Origin of the sequence: Neobacillus paridis (assembly GCF_016765675.1) — a bacterium.
GTDB lineage: Bacteria > Bacillota > Bacilli > Bacillales > Cytobacillaceae > Neobacillus > Neobacillus paridis.
Genome location: NZ_JAESWB010000025.1, coordinates 123,601 through 139,000, shown reverse-complemented (window position 1 = coordinate 139,000; position 15,400 = coordinate 123,601). Strand labels below are relative to the sequence as shown.

Annotated in this window: 17 protein-coding genes and 1 other RNA gene; 7 read left to right on the top strand and 11 right to left on the bottom strand. The window is 40.1% G+C overall.

What is annotated here, in order from left to right; translation table 11 throughout:
- Positions 1-68: 68 nt before the first annotated feature.
- A complete protein-coding gene (dnaE, locus tag JK635_RS02660; RefSeq protein WP_202652148.1) occupies positions 69-3,428 on the bottom strand; it encodes a DNA polymerase III subunit alpha in 3,360 nt (1,119 codons plus the stop codon).
- A gap of 155 nt (positions 3,429-3,583) precedes the next feature.
- Between dnaE and ytrH the strand changes: the two genes are divergently transcribed.
- On the top strand, positions 3,584-3,922 hold the full coding sequence (ytrH, locus tag JK635_RS02655) for a sporulation membrane protein YtrH (protein ID WP_202652146.1): 339 nt from the start codon (positions 3,584-3,586) through the stop codon (positions 3,920-3,922).
- Entirely contained in the window at positions 3,919-4,422 is a 504-nt protein-coding gene (gene ytrI / locus JK635_RS02650) for a sporulation membrane protein YtrI (protein ID WP_202652144.1), read from the top strand. The genes ytrH and ytrI overlap by 4 nt, the downstream gene beginning before the upstream one ends.
- 40 nt (positions 4,423-4,462) lie before the next feature.
- On the opposite strand, the gene JK635_RS02645 is transcribed toward ytrI, so the two are convergent.
- Complete coding sequence (locus JK635_RS02645) at positions 4,463-5,395, bottom strand: DHH family phosphoesterase (RefSeq protein WP_202652142.1); 933 nt, start codon at positions 5,393-5,395, stop codon at positions 4,463-4,465.
- A gap of 97 nt (positions 5,396-5,492) precedes the next feature.
- Between JK635_RS02645 and JK635_RS02640 the strand changes: the two genes are divergently transcribed.
- Positions 5,493-5,804, top strand: a complete 312-nt coding sequence (locus tag JK635_RS02640) for a YtpI family protein (protein WP_202652140.1) — start codon at positions 5,493-5,495, stop codon at positions 5,802-5,804.
- 51 nt (positions 5,805-5,855) lie between these two features.
- On the opposite strand, the gene JK635_RS02635 is transcribed toward JK635_RS02640, so the two are convergent.
- The 3 genes from JK635_RS02635 to JK635_RS02625 form a co-directional block, all read right to left on the bottom strand.
- Positions 5,856-7,175, bottom strand: a complete 1,320-nt coding sequence (locus JK635_RS02635; protein ID WP_202652138.1) for a CBS domain-containing protein — start codon at positions 7,173-7,175, stop codon at positions 5,856-5,858.
- 119 nt (positions 7,176-7,294) lie between these two features.
- The gene (locus JK635_RS02630) at positions 7,295-7,528 is read right to left on the bottom strand and encodes a hypothetical protein (RefSeq protein ID WP_202652136.1); all 234 of its coding nucleotides are present in this window, start codon (positions 7,526-7,528) and stop codon (positions 7,295-7,297) included.
- Between the two features lie 83 nt (positions 7,529-7,611).
- Positions 7,612-8,292: a metal-dependent hydrolase gene (locus JK635_RS02625; protein WP_202652134.1), complete on the bottom strand. Its 681-nt coding sequence runs from the start codon at positions 8,290-8,292 to the stop codon at positions 7,612-7,614.
- Between the two features lie 179 nt (positions 8,293-8,471).
- Between JK635_RS02625 and JK635_RS02620 the strand changes: the two genes are divergently transcribed.
- Positions 8,472-9,569, top strand: coding sequence for a M24 family metallopeptidase (locus tag JK635_RS02620; protein ID WP_202652132.1), 1,098 nt, complete (start codon positions 8,472-8,474; stop codon positions 9,567-9,569).
- Positions 9,570-9,627: 58 nt separating this feature from the next.
- Positions 9,628-9,822: non-coding RNA, 6S RNA (gene ssrS / locus JK635_RS02615), on the top strand.
- An 86-nt stretch (positions 9,823-9,908) separates the two neighbouring features.
- On the opposite strand, the gene JK635_RS24610 is transcribed toward ssrS, so the two are convergent.
- Together JK635_RS24610 and JK635_RS02605 are read right to left on the bottom strand one after the other, a co-directional pair.
- Positions 9,909-10,124 carry a hypothetical protein gene (locus tag JK635_RS24610; RefSeq protein ID WP_202652130.1) on the bottom strand — a complete coding sequence of 72 codons (216 nt, stop codon included), beginning with the start codon at positions 10,122-10,124 and terminating at the stop codon, positions 9,909-9,911.
- 191 nt (positions 10,125-10,315) lie between these two features.
- Positions 10,316-10,474, bottom strand: coding sequence for a hypothetical protein (locus tag JK635_RS02605; RefSeq protein ID WP_202652129.1), 159 nt, complete (start codon positions 10,472-10,474; stop codon positions 10,316-10,318).
- 106 nt (positions 10,475-10,580) lie between these two features.
- On the opposite strand from JK635_RS02605, the gene JK635_RS02600 reads away from it, so the two are divergent.
- On the top strand, positions 10,581-11,033 hold the full coding sequence (locus tag JK635_RS02600) for a universal stress protein (protein WP_202652128.1): 453 nt from the start codon (positions 10,581-10,583) through the stop codon (positions 11,031-11,033).
- A gap of 111 nt (positions 11,034-11,144) precedes the next feature.
- Positions 11,145-11,459, top strand: a complete 315-nt coding sequence (locus tag JK635_RS02595; protein WP_202652127.1) for a hypothetical protein — start codon at positions 11,145-11,147, stop codon at positions 11,457-11,459.
- A gap of 80 nt (positions 11,460-11,539) precedes the next feature.
- Here JK635_RS02595 and JK635_RS02590 read toward each other — a convergent pair whose 3' ends face one another.
- The 4 genes from JK635_RS02590 to JK635_RS02575 all read right to left on the bottom strand — a co-directional run bounded on the left by JK635_RS02590 (position 11,540) and on the right by JK635_RS02575 (position 15,377).
- Positions 11,540-12,052 (bottom strand): MogA/MoaB family molybdenum cofactor biosynthesis protein, encoded by a 513-nt coding sequence (locus JK635_RS02590; RefSeq protein WP_202652126.1) that lies wholly within the window; start codon positions 12,050-12,052, stop codon positions 11,540-11,542.
- Positions 12,053-12,054: 2 nt separating this feature from the next.
- The gene (locus tag JK635_RS02585; RefSeq protein WP_202652125.1) at positions 12,055-12,888 is read right to left on the bottom strand and encodes an EcsC family protein; all 834 of its coding nucleotides are present in this window, start codon (positions 12,886-12,888) and stop codon (positions 12,055-12,057) included.
- A 98-nt stretch (positions 12,889-12,986) separates the two neighbouring features.
- Positions 12,987-14,180, bottom strand: a complete 1,194-nt coding sequence (locus tag JK635_RS02580; RefSeq protein WP_202652124.1) for an acetate kinase — start codon at positions 14,178-14,180, stop codon at positions 12,987-12,989.
- A 216-nt stretch (positions 14,181-14,396) separates the two neighbouring features.
- Complete coding sequence (locus JK635_RS02575; protein ID WP_202652123.1) at positions 14,397-15,377, bottom strand: class I SAM-dependent methyltransferase; 981 nt, start codon at positions 15,375-15,377, stop codon at positions 14,397-14,399.
- Positions 15,378-15,400: the final 23 nt, after the last annotated feature.

Here is a 15,400-nt window from a genome sequence, read left to right as displayed (position 1 = left end):
TTCGTCCCTGGTGGTCAGACCACAATTTCTCTTTTACAATATAACATATCATCCTATGTTGTAAAGAATTAATCTTTCAGGACGACGTTTGGCGAACCTAAAAGTTCCTGCAAAGATTGCAGCAAATCAGGTGTTGGGTGAACATTTTTTTCCGTCCCTAACCTTACTGTTTTCCGATTCATCTCATAATGGATAATGACGCTAGTATCTCCCTTATGTTTCTCAAGCAGTTGATTAATTTGCTGAAGATATAGATCTTGATGCATTTGTTTGCAAATTTTCAAATATAAAACCGGCTTCAACGATGTTCTTTTCAGCCATTGGTCAAGATCTTGAACCTGCTGGATAATAAATTGAAGTTTCCCCCCTCTCTCCTCCATTTTCCCTTCAAGCAAGGCAAATTTCCCTTGCTTTAACAGTGCTGATGATTTTTTATAAACATTCGGAAATGCAATTGCCTCCATCTCACCACTGGAATCACTTATCGTCAAAAAGGCCATCACCTCACCCTTTTTCGTCCGAATCGATTTGACTGCCGAAATATAAACACCCGAGGTAACTCTCCCTGAACTGGCACTTAACTGAAATAGGCCTAGAGCACCGCTCCGTTTAAGTTCCTTCTCGTAAATTGAAATGGGGTGGTCAGAGAGATAAAATCCAAGGGCCTCCTTCTCAAATGAGAGTTTATGTTCCTGACTGATTGGATCCACTATTACATATTTCGGCTTAAGATCAAATTCTCCTGCAAATAAATCCATTTGATTGGAATCATCCGGTTTAAATATTTGGGCATGTTCAATGGCTACACCAAGACTAGCAAATAATACCGCACGATCTTCGCCAAATTCGTCAAAGGCTCCGGAATGAATAAGATATTCAAGTGTCTTTCGGTTAATCACTTTTGTAGAAACTCTAAGGCAAAAATCGAATAAATCGACAAACTTTTTCCTTTTTCTGGCCTGAAAAATTTCCTTCAGTGCTTGACCGCCCACACCTTTAATAGCGGCCAAGCTATAGCGGATTCCTTTATGTTCGACTTGAAAGGAAAAACCGCTTTGATTAATCGATGGAGGCAGAATCGTAATCCCCAGTTGCTTTGCCTCCAAAATATATTGCGCAATTTTCGTTTCATTTCCAATCACCGATGTTAAAAGCCCTGCCATAAAATGGATCGGATAATTTGCTTTTAAAAAGGACAATTGGTAGGCAATCATACTATAAGCGACCGCATGGCTGCGGTTAAATCCATAATTTGCAAAGCGGACAATTAAGTCGTAAATTTCATTGGCCAGCTCCGTATCATAGCCTTTTTTCAGGGCACCTTGAACAAAGTGATTTCTTTCTTTAGCGAGTACTTCCTTTTGCTTTTTGGCTACAGCCCTTCTTAACAGATCCGCTTCTCCAAGTGAGAAACCGGCCATTTTTGAGGCAATTTGCATAATCTGTTCCTGGTAAACAATCACGCCATACGTATTTTCCAAAATTGGTTTTAAATCCGGATGTGGATATTCGATAACAGCCCGTCCATGTTTCCGATCAATAAACAGGGGGATATTTTCCATTGGTCCAGGGCGGTACAGGGCATTAACAGCAACAATATCCTCAAATCTTGACGGCTTTAGCTGCTTTAACACCTTTCTCATTCCTTCGGATTCCAATTGGAAAATACCGGTCGTTTCTCCTGCCGCTAATAAGGCAAAAGTTTTTGTGTCATCCAACGGCACAGAGCGAATCTCCAGCTTCTTCCCAGTATTGCGATGAATTAACGACAATATGGTTTCTATTAATGACAGATTTCTCAGCCCGAGAAAATCCATTTTAAGCAAGCCCATTTCTTCCAGATATTCCATCGAATATTGGGTAAGATATACATGATTGGTGCCAGATTGAATCGGGACTAACTCGATAAGCGGCTTTTCACTGATGACTACGCCGGCGGCATGTGTCGAAGTATGCCGCGGCAGGCCCTCCAATTTTAAAGCAGTTTCATATAGCCGTTTGTTTAGCGGTGATTCATTAACAAATTTCTTTAAACCCTCAGACTCTTTATAAGCAGCTGGTAAATTGATCCCGATCCGGGAGGGGATCAATTTCGATAAATGCTCCAGTTCTTTCGTATTTAAGCCAAAAGTACGTCCCACATCTCTTAAGGCTGCTTTTGCTGCCAGCGTTCCGAACGTCACAATTTGGGCAACATGCAGTTCCCCATATTTCCTGGCAACATATTCAATGACTTCATCGCGACGATGATCAGGAAAATCGATATCGATATCAGGCATCGATATTCGCTCCGGATTTAAGAATCGTTCGAATAATAAATGATGTTGAATTGGGTCGACATCCGTTATATATAATACATATGCCACAAGTGAGCCGGCGGCCGAACCCCGCCCCGGTCCGGTTAAAATTCCCTTTTCGCGGGAGTATTTTATAAAATCCCAAACAATTAAAAAATAGTTGCTAAATTTCATCCGCTTGATGACGGCCAATTCATATGCCAGCCGTTCTTTATATTCTTGCGGCGGGGAAGTAAAACGTTCATTTAGTCCCTGATAACACAATTGTTCCAAATAGTCATCAGCCGAAAGATGATTTTCTGCAGGGAAAGTTGGCAGATAAGTTTTATTTAATTCAATATTTACCTTGCACCTCTCAGCGATTAGCAGGGTATTTTCCAAGGCTTCCGGAATATCCCCAAAGCATTCCATCATTTCTGCTGCTGTTTTTAAATAAAACTGGTCGCTTCCTAATTTCTCTCGGGTGTCATCCTGCAATTTATCACCATTCTTAATCGCCAGCAGGCATTCGTGGGCAAAAGTATCAACCTGTTCTAAATAATAGACTTGGTTCGTTGCAACGAGCGGGACACTCAGTTCCTTTGATAGTAATACTAGTTGTCGTCTAATTTTAGCTTCCGGTTCCAACTGATGATTTTGCAGTGACAGAAAAAAATTCTTTTTCCCAAAAATGGTCAAAAATTTTCGGATTAATTCGCGGCCCTGTTCGAGTTCTCCGTTGAGGATGGCCTGTTCAATTTCCCCTTCGACCCCTGGTGTGATGGCGATAAGTCCGGCGGAATAGTGTCGCAGCCATTTAACAGGAAGCCCATTTTCAGATTTTGTCTGAACAGCACTTGATATTTTTAATAGATTCTTATACCCGGTTTCGTTTTCTGCCAGGAGGACGAGCGGGAAGGCCTCGTTTTCTTTAACGGTGCCTGATACATCCACTGTTAAACCGATAATCGGCTTGATTCCTTTTTGTTTACACAGTTTATAAAATTCAAGCGTACCGTACATAACGTTTCTGTCTGTAAGAGCAAGCGTGCGAAAGCCCTTTTCCCAAGCATTGTTAATTAACTCGGGTACAGCAGCTGTGCTTGTCAATAAACTATACGCACTATACACATGCAGGTGAACAAAAGACATTTCATCACACCCTTAATACATGATTTCACCTTTCATTATAGAGCTTTATTTTAAAAAAAGAAAATATGTTCTCATTTAATCATTCATAATTATGACTGCCTGTCCATATAAATGGTAGAAGACCATATATTGTGAAAACAAGGACGGAGAACTGTATGAAAGAAATCGGTTTTTTTCCAGCATTTATTGAAAGTTACTTTATCGCCTTGGGTGTCCTGCTCGGTGGTTCGCTGATTGGAGGAATTGCTTCTTTTTTAACCGGACAGCCACCATTGACGACTGTGTATCGGCTTTCTTCAGCACTTAGAATATGGGCAATTGTGGCAGCAATTGGCGGAACATTTGATGCCGTTTATACGTTTGAACGCGGTTTTTTAAATGCAGAGACAAGGGATCTTTTTAAGCAATTTTTATTAATTCTGTCTGCTTTAGGCGGCGCTCAAACAGGCGCGCTCGTCATCAACTGGCTCACCCAGGAGCATATTTCACCATGAGAATTCCTCCTTATTACCAAAGACCATCATGGCAGCGCTTTTTCTCAGGAATGGTTATTGGCGGTATGATCAGCTGGTGTATTTTTTTATATATTTTTGGTGTTTGGCAGGAAGAAAACGCAAAGCTCATTCGCAAACAGGAGAACGATATTGCCGAATTAAAAAATGACATAAAAATTTGGCAGGAAGACTATGAGGAGCTTAATAACCGTAATTTAGGAAAAATAACCATCCAAAAGATTAATATCAAAATTATCAACTGGGAAAAATATAAGCTGGATGAGTTTAGTGTGTTTGAGACAGAAGAAGACGTTCGGAATGATATTAAAATGGTTCTGGCAAAAGATTTAGAAACAGTTGCGAAAAGTAAGGATTTAATTAAGAAAATCATCGAAAATAAACCGATTAAAATATATGATAAAAGGTATAAGCTGAAGGTACGGGAGATGGTCATTTTCACGACCTTAACAGTCGAGTTGGAAATCCAGTTTGCTGAATAGGGAAACGGCCATATCGGTTTGGCCGTTCCCGCTTAAATCCCTATTCGCAAACTTTATGGAGTTCATTAATGACATCATTTACTTCATCCCATGAATAAATTGAAGCACCTGCAGCCAGCGGGTGTCCCCCGCCTCTAAATTTCCTTGCCACTCCATTAATAACCGGTCCCTTAGAGCGAAGCCGAACTCTTATTTGGTCATTTTCCTCAATGAAGAAAACCCAAGCCTTGATTCCTTTTACATCCTGTAAAGCATTAACTAAAAGCGAGGCCCCAGCCGGTTTTGCGTGATATTCTTCCAGCAGCCCTTTAGTCAGCTTTACAATCGCCACGCCATTGTCTTGAAACTCAAAGTTTTGCAATATATAGCCTTTAAGCTTCACAATATTGGGTTCAAGCTCATACATTTTGTCAAATAATTCCGGTCTGGAAAATTGATAGTGAATTAATTCCCCAGCATAAGCAAAGGTCTTCTCTGTCGTACTGGGAAAAATAAACCGGCCTGTATCGCCAACAATACCAGCAAAGAGCAGCCTGGCCGCTTCATCATTCATTTTTAATCCTTTGTCCTTTCCATACAGGTAGAAATCATAAATCATCTCACTGCAGGAGCTTGCGGTTGTATCCACCCACAAAAGATCCCCATATGGTTCTTCGTTTGGATGATGATCAATTTTTATTAGCATATCCCCCATGGAGTAGCGGGAATCGCATATCCTTTCTTTATTTGCCGTATCACAAACAATGACTAAAGCCCCGTTGTAAACCTCATCCGCAATTACATCAAGACTGCGCAAGTATTCGAGTGTTGGTTCATCCTTCCCGACGGCATAGATATTTTTTTCCGGAAAGGACTCTTTTAAAATTTCTACTAATCCTCCCTGTGAACCATAGGCGTCAGGGTCTGGACGGACATGGCGGTGAACAATGATCGTTTCATATTGGTTGATGGCCTCTAATATTTTCTCTTTCATAAGCGCTCCTTTACCCTTTCACAGTTAAACCTGGTTGTGGTATTTTCATAAATTTAACGGTACAATAATAATCAGTTTGATACTTGGAGGAGTTATAATGTTTATTTTTATCTTTTTCATTATTATTTTATTGGTTTTCTATCTATTTTATAAAACAAAATACTTTCGAAGCAACCGCCCGGTTGAAAAAAAGTGGCTTGCGGCGAAATCCAATATCGCTCTTGGACTTTTTGTCAGTTTATTCGGATTAAACCATTTGATTTTTATCGCTGAATCCCTCGTTAATTATTTTGTCGCAATTGTATTTATTCTTTATGGAAGCTATTTTGCCTGGATCGGGTATAAGAAATATAAACATTATCTTCCATTTGCCATCGAGGAAGCCAGAGAATTAGATGTCGAAAACTAATGGAGCCGCTTCTAAAAGAGGAAGCGGCTTTCTCGTTTTGTAAAATGGTTGTTATGTCCGATCAATTAACTGGCACATCATCATCGCTTTCCCAACAAGAACTCCATCTTTAAAAACTTCTACATCCACTTTACCAAATTTCCGACCAACTTCCAGGATCTTGGGATGGATCTCCAATCTACTTTCCATCTGAACTGGTTTTAGAAAATAAATCGTCATATTTTCAACGACTAAATCGCCCTTTTTATAACCGCGTAACACTCGATTAGCTGCATCTGAAACAATGGTTGTAAACACACCATATGAAATCGTTCCAAGATGATTGGTCATCTGCGGAGTTACTTCCAATGTAAAGATATCTTCGCCTCTTTCTTTTTCCTTCACTAGCTCCATTTGATTGGTGATAATATCATCAATTGTTTCACCAACCTGCGGTTGTCTCTGGTTCATCTGCAATGCCTTCAGAACATCCTGCCTGCTGATGATTCCTTCCAATCGGTTGGCATCATCTACTACCGGCAAAACCTCAATTCCTTCCCAAACCATCATATGGGCTGTCGAAGCGACACTTGTTTTTCCATTAACGGTCATCGGATGCTTGGTCATAATCTTATCAATCGTAATATCACGATCCCGCCCAAGTATATCCTTACTAGTTACCATTCCTTGAACTTTTAGATTTTGATCGACGACCGGGTAGCGGCTGTGAGTTGTTTGCTGATTTAACTCGTGCCATTTGAGGACTTTATCATAAGTCCGTAAATAATAGGTTTTCGTCAGGGGGGTTAATACATCTTCAACCAGAATAATTTCTTTCTTGATGAGCTGGTCATAAATCGCACGGTTAATCATCGTTGCTACCGTAAACGTATCATAGCTGGAAGAAATAATCGGAAGTTCCAGCTGATCGGCCAATTTTTTTACATGTTCATCGGTATCAAATCCCCCGGTTATGAGGACAGCTGCACCAGCTTTTAATGCCAGTTCATGGGCCTGTGTCCGGTTTCCAACAATCAAAAGATTATCGGCTTCAGTGTATCGCATCATAGCTTCTAATTTCATTGCCCCAATGACAAATTTATTTAGTGTTTTATGCAAACCGCCTTTGCCGCCTAAAACTTGGCCATCTACGATATTAACTACCTCAGCATATGTGAGTTTTTCAATATTTTCCTTTTTCTTGCGTTCAATACGGATGGTTCCTACCCGTTCAATCGTGCTGACATACCCTTTATTTTCCGCTTCCTTAATGGCCCGGTAGGCTGTACCTTCGCTCACATTTAATGCTTTGGCTATTTGTCTAACCGAGATTTTTTCTCCAATTGGCAGTCCATCAATATATTGTAATATCTGTTCATGTTTTGTAGCCAAGACCTTCACCCTTTATACTCTCGAATTCGCTTCTTCTGGAACCTTTTCTAGAATGATGCCTAAATTCCATTATAAAGTTTTAAAAGTCTTGATTCAATGCGCTTTCTCACATTATTCAGTTAGAAGGAACGGGATTTTCGTGGCAATTTTTGTGGTTGGGATCTTTGCACTTTTCTTTTCGGAGCATAAAGCAGTGCCGTTAAATTGCCGGCAATAACCATCAAGGCAAAGATCAGCCAAGTTATAGCGAAAACTCCTTGAATCCCTTGAGCCGTTACCGAAAGCCGCGGTACAGCAAAATAAAGCAGCAAACCACAAAGTAACAGGCAAAGTAAATATCTATTTTTTTTCAACTTGTTCACTCCTCCTATTATAAATACTGCTTGTTTCACTGTATGCACAATAGGAGGAAAAAAGTATGTGAATCTAATAAATTTTACAATTCGATTGCCTCACCTGGATTTAAGACTTTTCCGTTTCTAGCTTCTAGCATTTCGATAAAACGATGTGGATCTTGTTTAATTGGCGGGAAGGTATTGTAATGAATGGGCACCACCATCTTGGCCTTTAATAGTTTGGCTGCGTAGGCTGCATCTTCAGGCCCCATGGTAAAATTATCACCGATCGGTAAAAATGCTACATCAATTGGATGACGTTCGCCAATCAGCTTCATATCAGAAAATAACCCGGTATCACCGGCATGGTAAATCGTTTTGCCTTCACTCATGAACAGAATTCCCGTCGGCATACCGCAATAAATGATTTCATGGTCATTTGTGGTGTATCCTGAACCGTGAAAAGCCTGGGTAAACTTTACCTTTCCAAAGTCAAATTCCCAGGCACCGCCAATATTCATACCATGCGTTTTAACTCCTCGCCAGCTGAGGTATGTGGTAAGATCAGCATTCGCAATAACGAGAGCATCATTTCGTTTCGCAATCGCAACGGTATCGCCGACATGGTCATTATGACCGTGAGACAAAATAATCGCATCTGCTTTTACTTCTTCTGCCTTCAAATCAGTTAAACTGTTACCGGTAATAAATGGATCAATTAAGATTGTCTTTCCATTTGTTTGAATTTGAACAACCGCATGTCCGTGATATGAAATTTTCATCTTCTCAGCTCCTTTTTAATATCTATACATTAATGTACTTCCATAAAAAAGTTAAAATTCCTTCTCTTTTTCTAAGCCAAAGGACAATTAGGTGAACTTTTACCGGTCACTGATAGTTTACTTTTTAATTTTAAATTGATACTCTCAATGTGGTAATACATATGAAGGAGGCAAAAAAATTGAATCAGCGTTTAGAAAAGCTGCAAACATGGATGAAGGAGCAAGAAATTGAAGTTAGCTTTTTAACCTCTTCAGAGAATGTCTTTTATTTAACCGGTTATTATACAGACCCACACGAGCGGCTGCTTGCGCTGGCTGTTTTCCAGGAGGCAGAGCCATTTTTAGTCTGTCCGGCAATGGAAGTTCATGATGCAAAACGGTCAGGCTGGGAGCAAGAAATTATCGGCTTCAGCGACATTGATCATCCATGGGAAATGATTCACACAGCGATTGGGAAAAGGATTCATGGGGTGACTAAAGCTGCGATTGAAAAAGAACATATGAATGTTGAACGATATGAACAGCTTTTGCAATTGTTCCCGAAAGCTGTATTTGTTTCGGCAGAAGAAAAAGTAAGAAGGCTCCGCATGATTAAAGATGCAAAAGAATTAAAAGCAATTCAAGAAGCATGCGCGCTGGCCGATTATGCTGTTGAATTCGGCTGCAGCGAAATTAAAGAAGGCAAGACGGAACTTGATGTTTTGAATGCTTTGGAATATGCCTTAAAACAAAAGGGCGTCAGCGAAATGTCCTTCGCCACAATGGTATTGACGGGAACTAATGCTGCTTCTCCCCACGGAAACCCTGGAGATACAAAAATTCGGAAAGGCGATTTTGTCCTTTTTGATTTAGGAGTTGTGGTGGATCGTTATTGTTCTGATATCACACGAACCGTTGCCTACGGTGATATTAATGATAAGCAGAAAGAAATCTATGATACGGTTTTACAGGCTCAATTAGCTGCTATTGAAGCAAGCAAGCCGGGGGTAACGGCTGCCCAAGTCGACCTGACTGCACGGAAAATCATTACTGATGCCGGTTACGGTGAATATTTTCCACATCGGCTGGGACACGGTCTAGGAATTGGGATTCATGAGTATCCTTCAATGACCGAAACCAATCAGCTTGTTATTGAAGAAGGCATGGTTTACACGATTGAACCGGGCATCTATGTACCAAATGTAGCAGGTGTACGGATAGAGGATGATGTCTATATAACCGCAGAAGGTGCCAAGGTATTGACTAAATTTCCAAAAGAACTACAAATGATCAGATAAGAAACCAATTTCCAACTATTCACATTGAACTTTAGCAAGTTTTGCAGTAATATACTTATACAAGCTGCGTTGTACGTAATCATAATAAAGTTTTAACCTTTAGACTGTTATAGGGAGTTTTAAAACAAAGCTAAAATGACAGGCCTCTGTCTATACGACATGGGGGACATGCAGGAACTTTGTGCGAACACCCACTTTGAGGAGTGGTGGTTTAAAACTTTCTTATATTTAATACGGCAATTGCGGCTCCACTAATAATAATATATAAAACCAGCATCAGTTAGATGCTGGTTTTTGTGTGTTAGTCTTATTTAATCCTGCCCAAAATTCTAATTTTTTTTAAATGAAGAATGGGAAACCGCCAAAGAACGGACCGCCAAAACCAAAGCCAAATGGGAAGCCAAAGCCGAACGGCCGGCCAAAGCCCCAGCCCCATGGTCTGAAGCCAAAGCCCCATGGCCTAAAACCCCAGCCAAATCCTCCCCATAGCCGGGAGTCACCAGGATTATACGGCATTTGTTCATATCCAGGACCCATATACATATTAGTATTCATTTTTTAACCTCCTCATGTGTTTTCACTAAAGAATATGCAAGAGCCTTAATAAAGTCTTGGGTAATCGCCCTGCTTTCGGTAATTTTCAGTGATAAACACACAAAAGGCTACCCCAATCATGTAGTATAGCCATTTTTAACAAGTTCGTTCAGCAGTTTAACATTAGAAAAAACTTATATCTGCGATTTTCTTTACCCTTCAGCCGAAAAAAATTCATCACTTTCATCGGCGGTCGTCTCCGTGTCGATAAAACCGATATTATAGGCATCCATGATTTGTTCCCCGACTAGGTTGGTTCCATGCTCATCAAATTCGAATAAATTTTGCCTATTTGGATCTTTTTTACCCATATTCAAAATCTCCTTTTTCAAAGTTGAATTCCTTCTTATTGTTCAAAAAATTGCAATAGTTATTCCTTGTTAAATATTGTATAATCAAAGGGAGGAGATGATAATCATGGGAGTAACATACCAAAAAATTATGGTTGCAATTGATGGCTCAAAAGAAGCAGATTGGGCTTTCAAAAAAGGGGTTGAAATTGCCAAAAGAAATAACGCAAAACTGCTGTTGGTTCATGTCATCGATACCAGGTCATTTGCATTGATCGAAGCATATGACACGGTGGTAGGTGACAGAGCAGAAAAACTTGCAACAGACATGCTTGAGAATTATAAAAAACAAGCTCTGGAAGCTGGCTTACATGATGTCACATACGAAATTGATTTTGGCTCTCCAAAAGTAAGGATTCCAAGAGATCTCGCGAAGAACCACAACGTTGACTTAATCCTTTGCGGAGCTACAGGCTTAAATGTAGTAGAAAGATTTTTTATGGGAAGTGTCTCTGAACATATCATCCGCTATTCTCCTTGTGATGTTCTCGTCATACGTACACAAAAAGATATCGAATAAAATTTTAAGCACGGAAGCGATAGCAGCTTCCGTGCTTTTTTAAAAAATTTAGCCCTCGATCAAGATTGTGTAGTACAATGGTAAATAACTATACAACTTGGAGGAATACCAATGAAAGAATATTTTTCTTTCGACAAGCGTCTTGGTATCTTTATTCCTGAATTATCATCCGACTGGGAGGATTATAGTAAAGAAACGCAAGAGGCTATTCTTTACCACTGGGAAAAAATTCGGGGAGCGATACCTGACCGGATTGTTGAACTGGAATCGGAAATAAATAAAAAACAAGCACAACTTGACAATGAAACTGATTTTCCCCGCTCCTGCCGGTTGAACAGTGAGATTGCCGAGCTGGCATCGATCATAAATGATTTATGGCTCTGGTACCGGGCAAATCAAACCATTTCAGGCAAAGTCCATCAATAAATATGCGGAAGTGACCGGTTAGGGCAATAAGCCGCCGGGCACTGACGCCAGCCTAGCAAACCACCATGAAAAGTAGGCTTTTATAAATCCTTGTTAATTTCTCTTACAACATGGCCGATCTCGGGGAGGATTAATTTATTCATCGCAAGCTTAACCGCACCGGAAGAACCCGGTGTTGAAAATACCGCTTTATTTTGAACCACCCCGGCAATGGCCCTTGATAAAATAGCTGCCGAACCAATATCCTCTTGATAACTCAGGATTCTGAACAATTCCCCAAAACCAACAATTTCCTTATCCAGCAAACCCTTTACTGTTTCAATCGTTACATCCCGCTTGGCAATTCCTGTGCCGCCATTTGTTAGAATTACATCGATATCTTCACGGCTGCAAGCTTGTAAAATTTCTCTCCTTATCGGTTCAATCTCGTCCTTTACAACACAGTATTCCACTATTTTATGTCCCGCTTGTTCCAACAAATCAATCATCAGCCGGCCGCTTTTATCAGTTTCTTGATTTCTTGTATCACTTACTGTAATGACTTTACAGTTGACTGTCCGTGGTGCCTGCATTTTATGTTCTTGTGTACTCATGCTTACAACTCCCCTTTAGCCTTTAGATAGCGCAGTTGATAATATTTGTGAGCCACCTCTGTTACTTTTCTTGTTATTTGATAATTTACGCCAGCCCCTATTGCCATGCTGACAAGGGGAATACCTTGAATCATTTTTTTTCGAAATAAAGTAATAACCATTGCCTTTAATAATTGTTGTACAGGCAGTTCAATCCAGGTAATGTCTATAATTTCTTCTTTTCCTTCATAGAAGTAATGATCTTCGTCAGCTAATTCCTTCATCAACATCGACCATCCCGCTTTTTGGATCCTGGGTGGCAATGTGCCCGTATGAAATACCTTTAAAGACGTCATCATTTCATGGGGAGTATTTATTTCAAACCCATAGGTCATCGCAATTAGCTGGACTACTCGTAAATTAATTACAGCCATTGCCGGGATATCAGTTCCCAATAAAAGGGTACCTCCCGTTCCCGCCAATCCGCCTTGAGCGAATGAATAAAAACGGTGTCTGGCAATTTGCTGTTCAGCTATGTATTGCAATTGCTCAATTGTTAATCGCCGCATGTCAGTGATTTCTTCGATTTCCTTTTGAAAAATTCTTCCCGACGCAATGATTCTTTCTTTTGTATCCATTTGAAGCTGGGAACCTTGAATAATGCCATGCAGGTGAAACAGCCAAGTATCGATGACAGCAAAAAATTGTTTCTGCAAGTTTTCCGGTAATAGGGAAAAGGACCTCTCCAAATATTTTTCATAGGTTAATTGAAAATCATTTGGTTGGTAATTCAATAAATTATTTTCCCATTCCTTTATATCGTTTAAGACCTTTCTTTCGCGATCTGTCAGCGGCATCAACATTCCCCCTTAAATCTGGTTCTATTACCAGTATAGCACATTAATAATGGGTTAAGAAAAAAGCAAAAGCCACAGGGCCTTTGCTTGTCTTTGCTTCATCGATTTGCCGTTAACCTGACAACATCGCGAGCAATCATGACTTCTTCATTTGTTGGGATGACCATGACTTTTACGGGAGAGTGGGGGTAACTAATAAATGCTTCTTTACCTCTAATTTTGTTAAGGGCAGGGTCCCAATAAACCCCCATAAACTCCAGGCCCCTTAACACATTCTCGCGAATCACATCGCTGTTTTCACCAATTCCTGCGGTAAAGATAATCGCATCCACGCCATTCATGCGGGCTGCATAAGAACCGATGTATTTATGAATCCGATTGGAGAAAACATCTAAAGCGAGCTGTGCCCGTTGATTACCTTGACTTGCCTGAATTTCAATATCTCGTAAATCACTTGAAAAACCTGAAATAGCCAGCATGCCGCTCTTTTTATTTAAAATCTCCAGTACTTCTTCTGCTGTCTTTCCCGTCTTCTCCATAATAAAAGGAATAAGTGCCGGGTCAATGTTTCCAGACCGGGTTCCCATTGTTACCCCGGCAAGAGGGGTGAAGCCCATCGAAGTGTCAATCGACTTTCCTCCTTGAATGGCTGCGATACTCGCACCATTCCCTAAGTGGCAGGAAATCAGCCGCAGCTGTTCAAGCGGACGGCTTAAAATTTCTGCAGCTCTTTGGGAAACGTATTTATGGCTCGTTCCGTGGAAGCCATATTTTCGAATGCCGTATTTTTGATAATACTCATACGGCAGGCTGTACAAAAAAGAACTTTCCGGCATTGTTTGATGAAAGGCGGTATCAAATACCGCAACAGCCGGGACATTGGGAAGGACCCGTTTAAACGCTTTAATTCCTGTCACATTAGCCGGATTATGCAATGGCGCCAATTCCGATAAACCTTCAATTTTCTGTAATACCTCATCAATGATAAGAACGGAATCATTAAATTCTTCCCCGCCATGAACAACGCGATGACCAATACCCTCTATTTCATCCAATGAATCAATAATTCCAAGTGAGGTTAATTTTTCCAACAGCATTTTAACAGCTACTTCATGATCAGGAATATCCAGAGTTTGCTGAAGCTTTTCACCATTTGCTGTAATCGTAAAAATGGAATCCTTTAACCCAATTCTCTCGATCAGCCCCTTTGTAATGACCTCTTCCTGCGGCATTTCAAATAATTGAAACTTTAAAGAAGAACTCCCGGCATTAATCGCAATTATTTTCGCCATATGTACGATCGCTCCTTTATCTAAAAACATTTTTTTGTATCCATTTATTTACTCTTATAGTTTGTGCATAATACCTTTGTATTACATCCCCGAATTTTCATTTAATCACTGCGAAAATAGCATTTCAAGATGCTTTTGAAATGTAATCGATTGCAGCGAAATATAGTTTTATTCAGAATTGATAAAATAAAAAAGAGATAACACCAATGAACGATGTTATCCCTTATTGTCTTGAAACCATTTATTTATTTTAAATAGAATTTTATCCATTTCCAGTTTATTTGATAAACTTGGTAAATTTACTAGTAATGCCTGCTTAGGCGGTTTAAGGTCAGCAGCTTTCTTTTGAACAATAAATATGCTTTTGGCAGCATTCTTATTTTTAAACATGCTGACAGGGAGCTGCAGCAATCCTTGAATCAACAGATGTTCCTTGATAAAATCATGAAGCTTACCTGCTTGTTCACTTTCAAATAATCCATTTGGGATAATAAAAAATAAATATCCTCCCGGTTTCGTATGGCGAACGCTTTGTTCAATAAATAAATGATGGGCATAACTATGACCGTTATCCGCCTTTAATTGATAATCATCGGCCCTGATATCGTTGGGATAATAACCTACAGGCAAATCTGCAATTACCGCATCAACCGGATCAATAAAGAGAGTCTCTAAACTGTCTTGATTATAGAATTGCACCGGTTGCTGCTGTAAATTGGCATTAATATAAGCAAGCTTGAGCAGCAAGTCATCAATGTCCACCCCATAAGCCGCAACGTTTTTATCCGTGTAGTTTAACACCGTCAGCAATAAATTGCCTGTACCAACTGCCGGGTCAAGCAAACGAAAGGATGGAGTCTTAATAAACTTTTCGACGAGAAAGGCCGTCAGCATCCCTACAGAATCCGGAGTCATTTGGTGGTTAGGCTGGACCATTTCCTTCATCCCTTTTAAGATCACCAATTGGAATGCCTTGCGGATCTCTTCTTTGGAGTATTGCCCTAAGTGTATCCCTTCATATTGTTTTGTTAGCCATTTAACTGTTAATTCACTTAGTTCCTCTTGAAGAACGGCACCCTGGAATACATTTTCTCCGGACTCCGCCAATGCCTCCAAATAAGAACATCCCAGCTCGTCCTGCAAGCGAATAGATGTCTCATTAAATAAGGTAAATAATTGCTCAACTGGAGAATTCAATCTTTTCCCTCCTTTACTACTAA

What these genes read in the sequence shown, in the direction of transcription:
- JK635_RS02640 (WP_202652140.1), top strand. Translation starts at nt 5,493, where the DNA reads ATGTTTATTTTTATCTTTTTCATTATTATTTTATTGGTTTTCTATCTA.
- JK635_RS02605 (WP_202652129.1), bottom strand. Translation starts at nt 10,474, where the DNA reads ATGGGTAAAAAAGATCCAAATAGGCAAAATTTATTCGAATTTGATGAG.
- JK635_RS02645 (WP_202652142.1), bottom strand. Translation starts at nt 5,395, where the DNA reads ATGAAAGAGAAAATATTAGAGGCCATCAACCAATATGAAACGATCATT.
- JK635_RS02590 (WP_202652126.1), bottom strand. Translation starts at nt 12,052, where the DNA reads ATGAGTACACAAGAACATAAAATGCAGGCACCACGGACAGTCAACTGT.
- ytrH (WP_202652146.1), top strand. Translation starts at nt 3,584, where the DNA reads ATGAAAGAAATCGGTTTTTTTCCAGCATTTATTGAAAGTTACTTTATC.
- JK635_RS02580 (WP_202652124.1), bottom strand. Translation starts at nt 14,180, where the DNA reads ATGGCGAAAATAATTGCGATTAATGCCGGGAGTTCTTCTTTAAAGTTT.
- JK635_RS02585 (WP_202652125.1), bottom strand. Translation starts at nt 12,888, where the DNA reads ATGCCGCTGACAGATCGCGAAAGAAAGGTCTTAAACGATATAAAGGAA.
- JK635_RS02600 (WP_202652128.1), top strand. Translation starts at nt 10,581, where the DNA reads ATGGGAGTAACATACCAAAAAATTATGGTTGCAATTGATGGCTCAAAA.
- JK635_RS02625 (WP_202652134.1), bottom strand. Translation starts at nt 8,292, where the DNA reads ATGAAAATTTCATATCACGGACATGCGGTTGTTCAAATTCAAACAAAT.
- ytrI (WP_202652144.1), top strand. Translation starts at nt 3,919, where the DNA reads ATGAGAATTCCTCCTTATTACCAAAGACCATCATGGCAGCGCTTTTTC.
- JK635_RS24610 (WP_202652130.1), bottom strand. Translation starts at nt 10,124, where the DNA reads ATGAATACTAATATGTATATGGGTCCTGGATATGAACAAATGCCGTAT.
- JK635_RS02595 (WP_202652127.1), top strand. Translation starts at nt 11,145, where the DNA reads ATGAAAGAATATTTTTCTTTCGACAAGCGTCTTGGTATCTTTATTCCT.
- dnaE (WP_202652148.1), bottom strand. Translation starts at nt 3,428, where the DNA reads ATGTCTTTTGTTCACCTGCATGTGTATAGTGCGTATAGTTTATTGACA.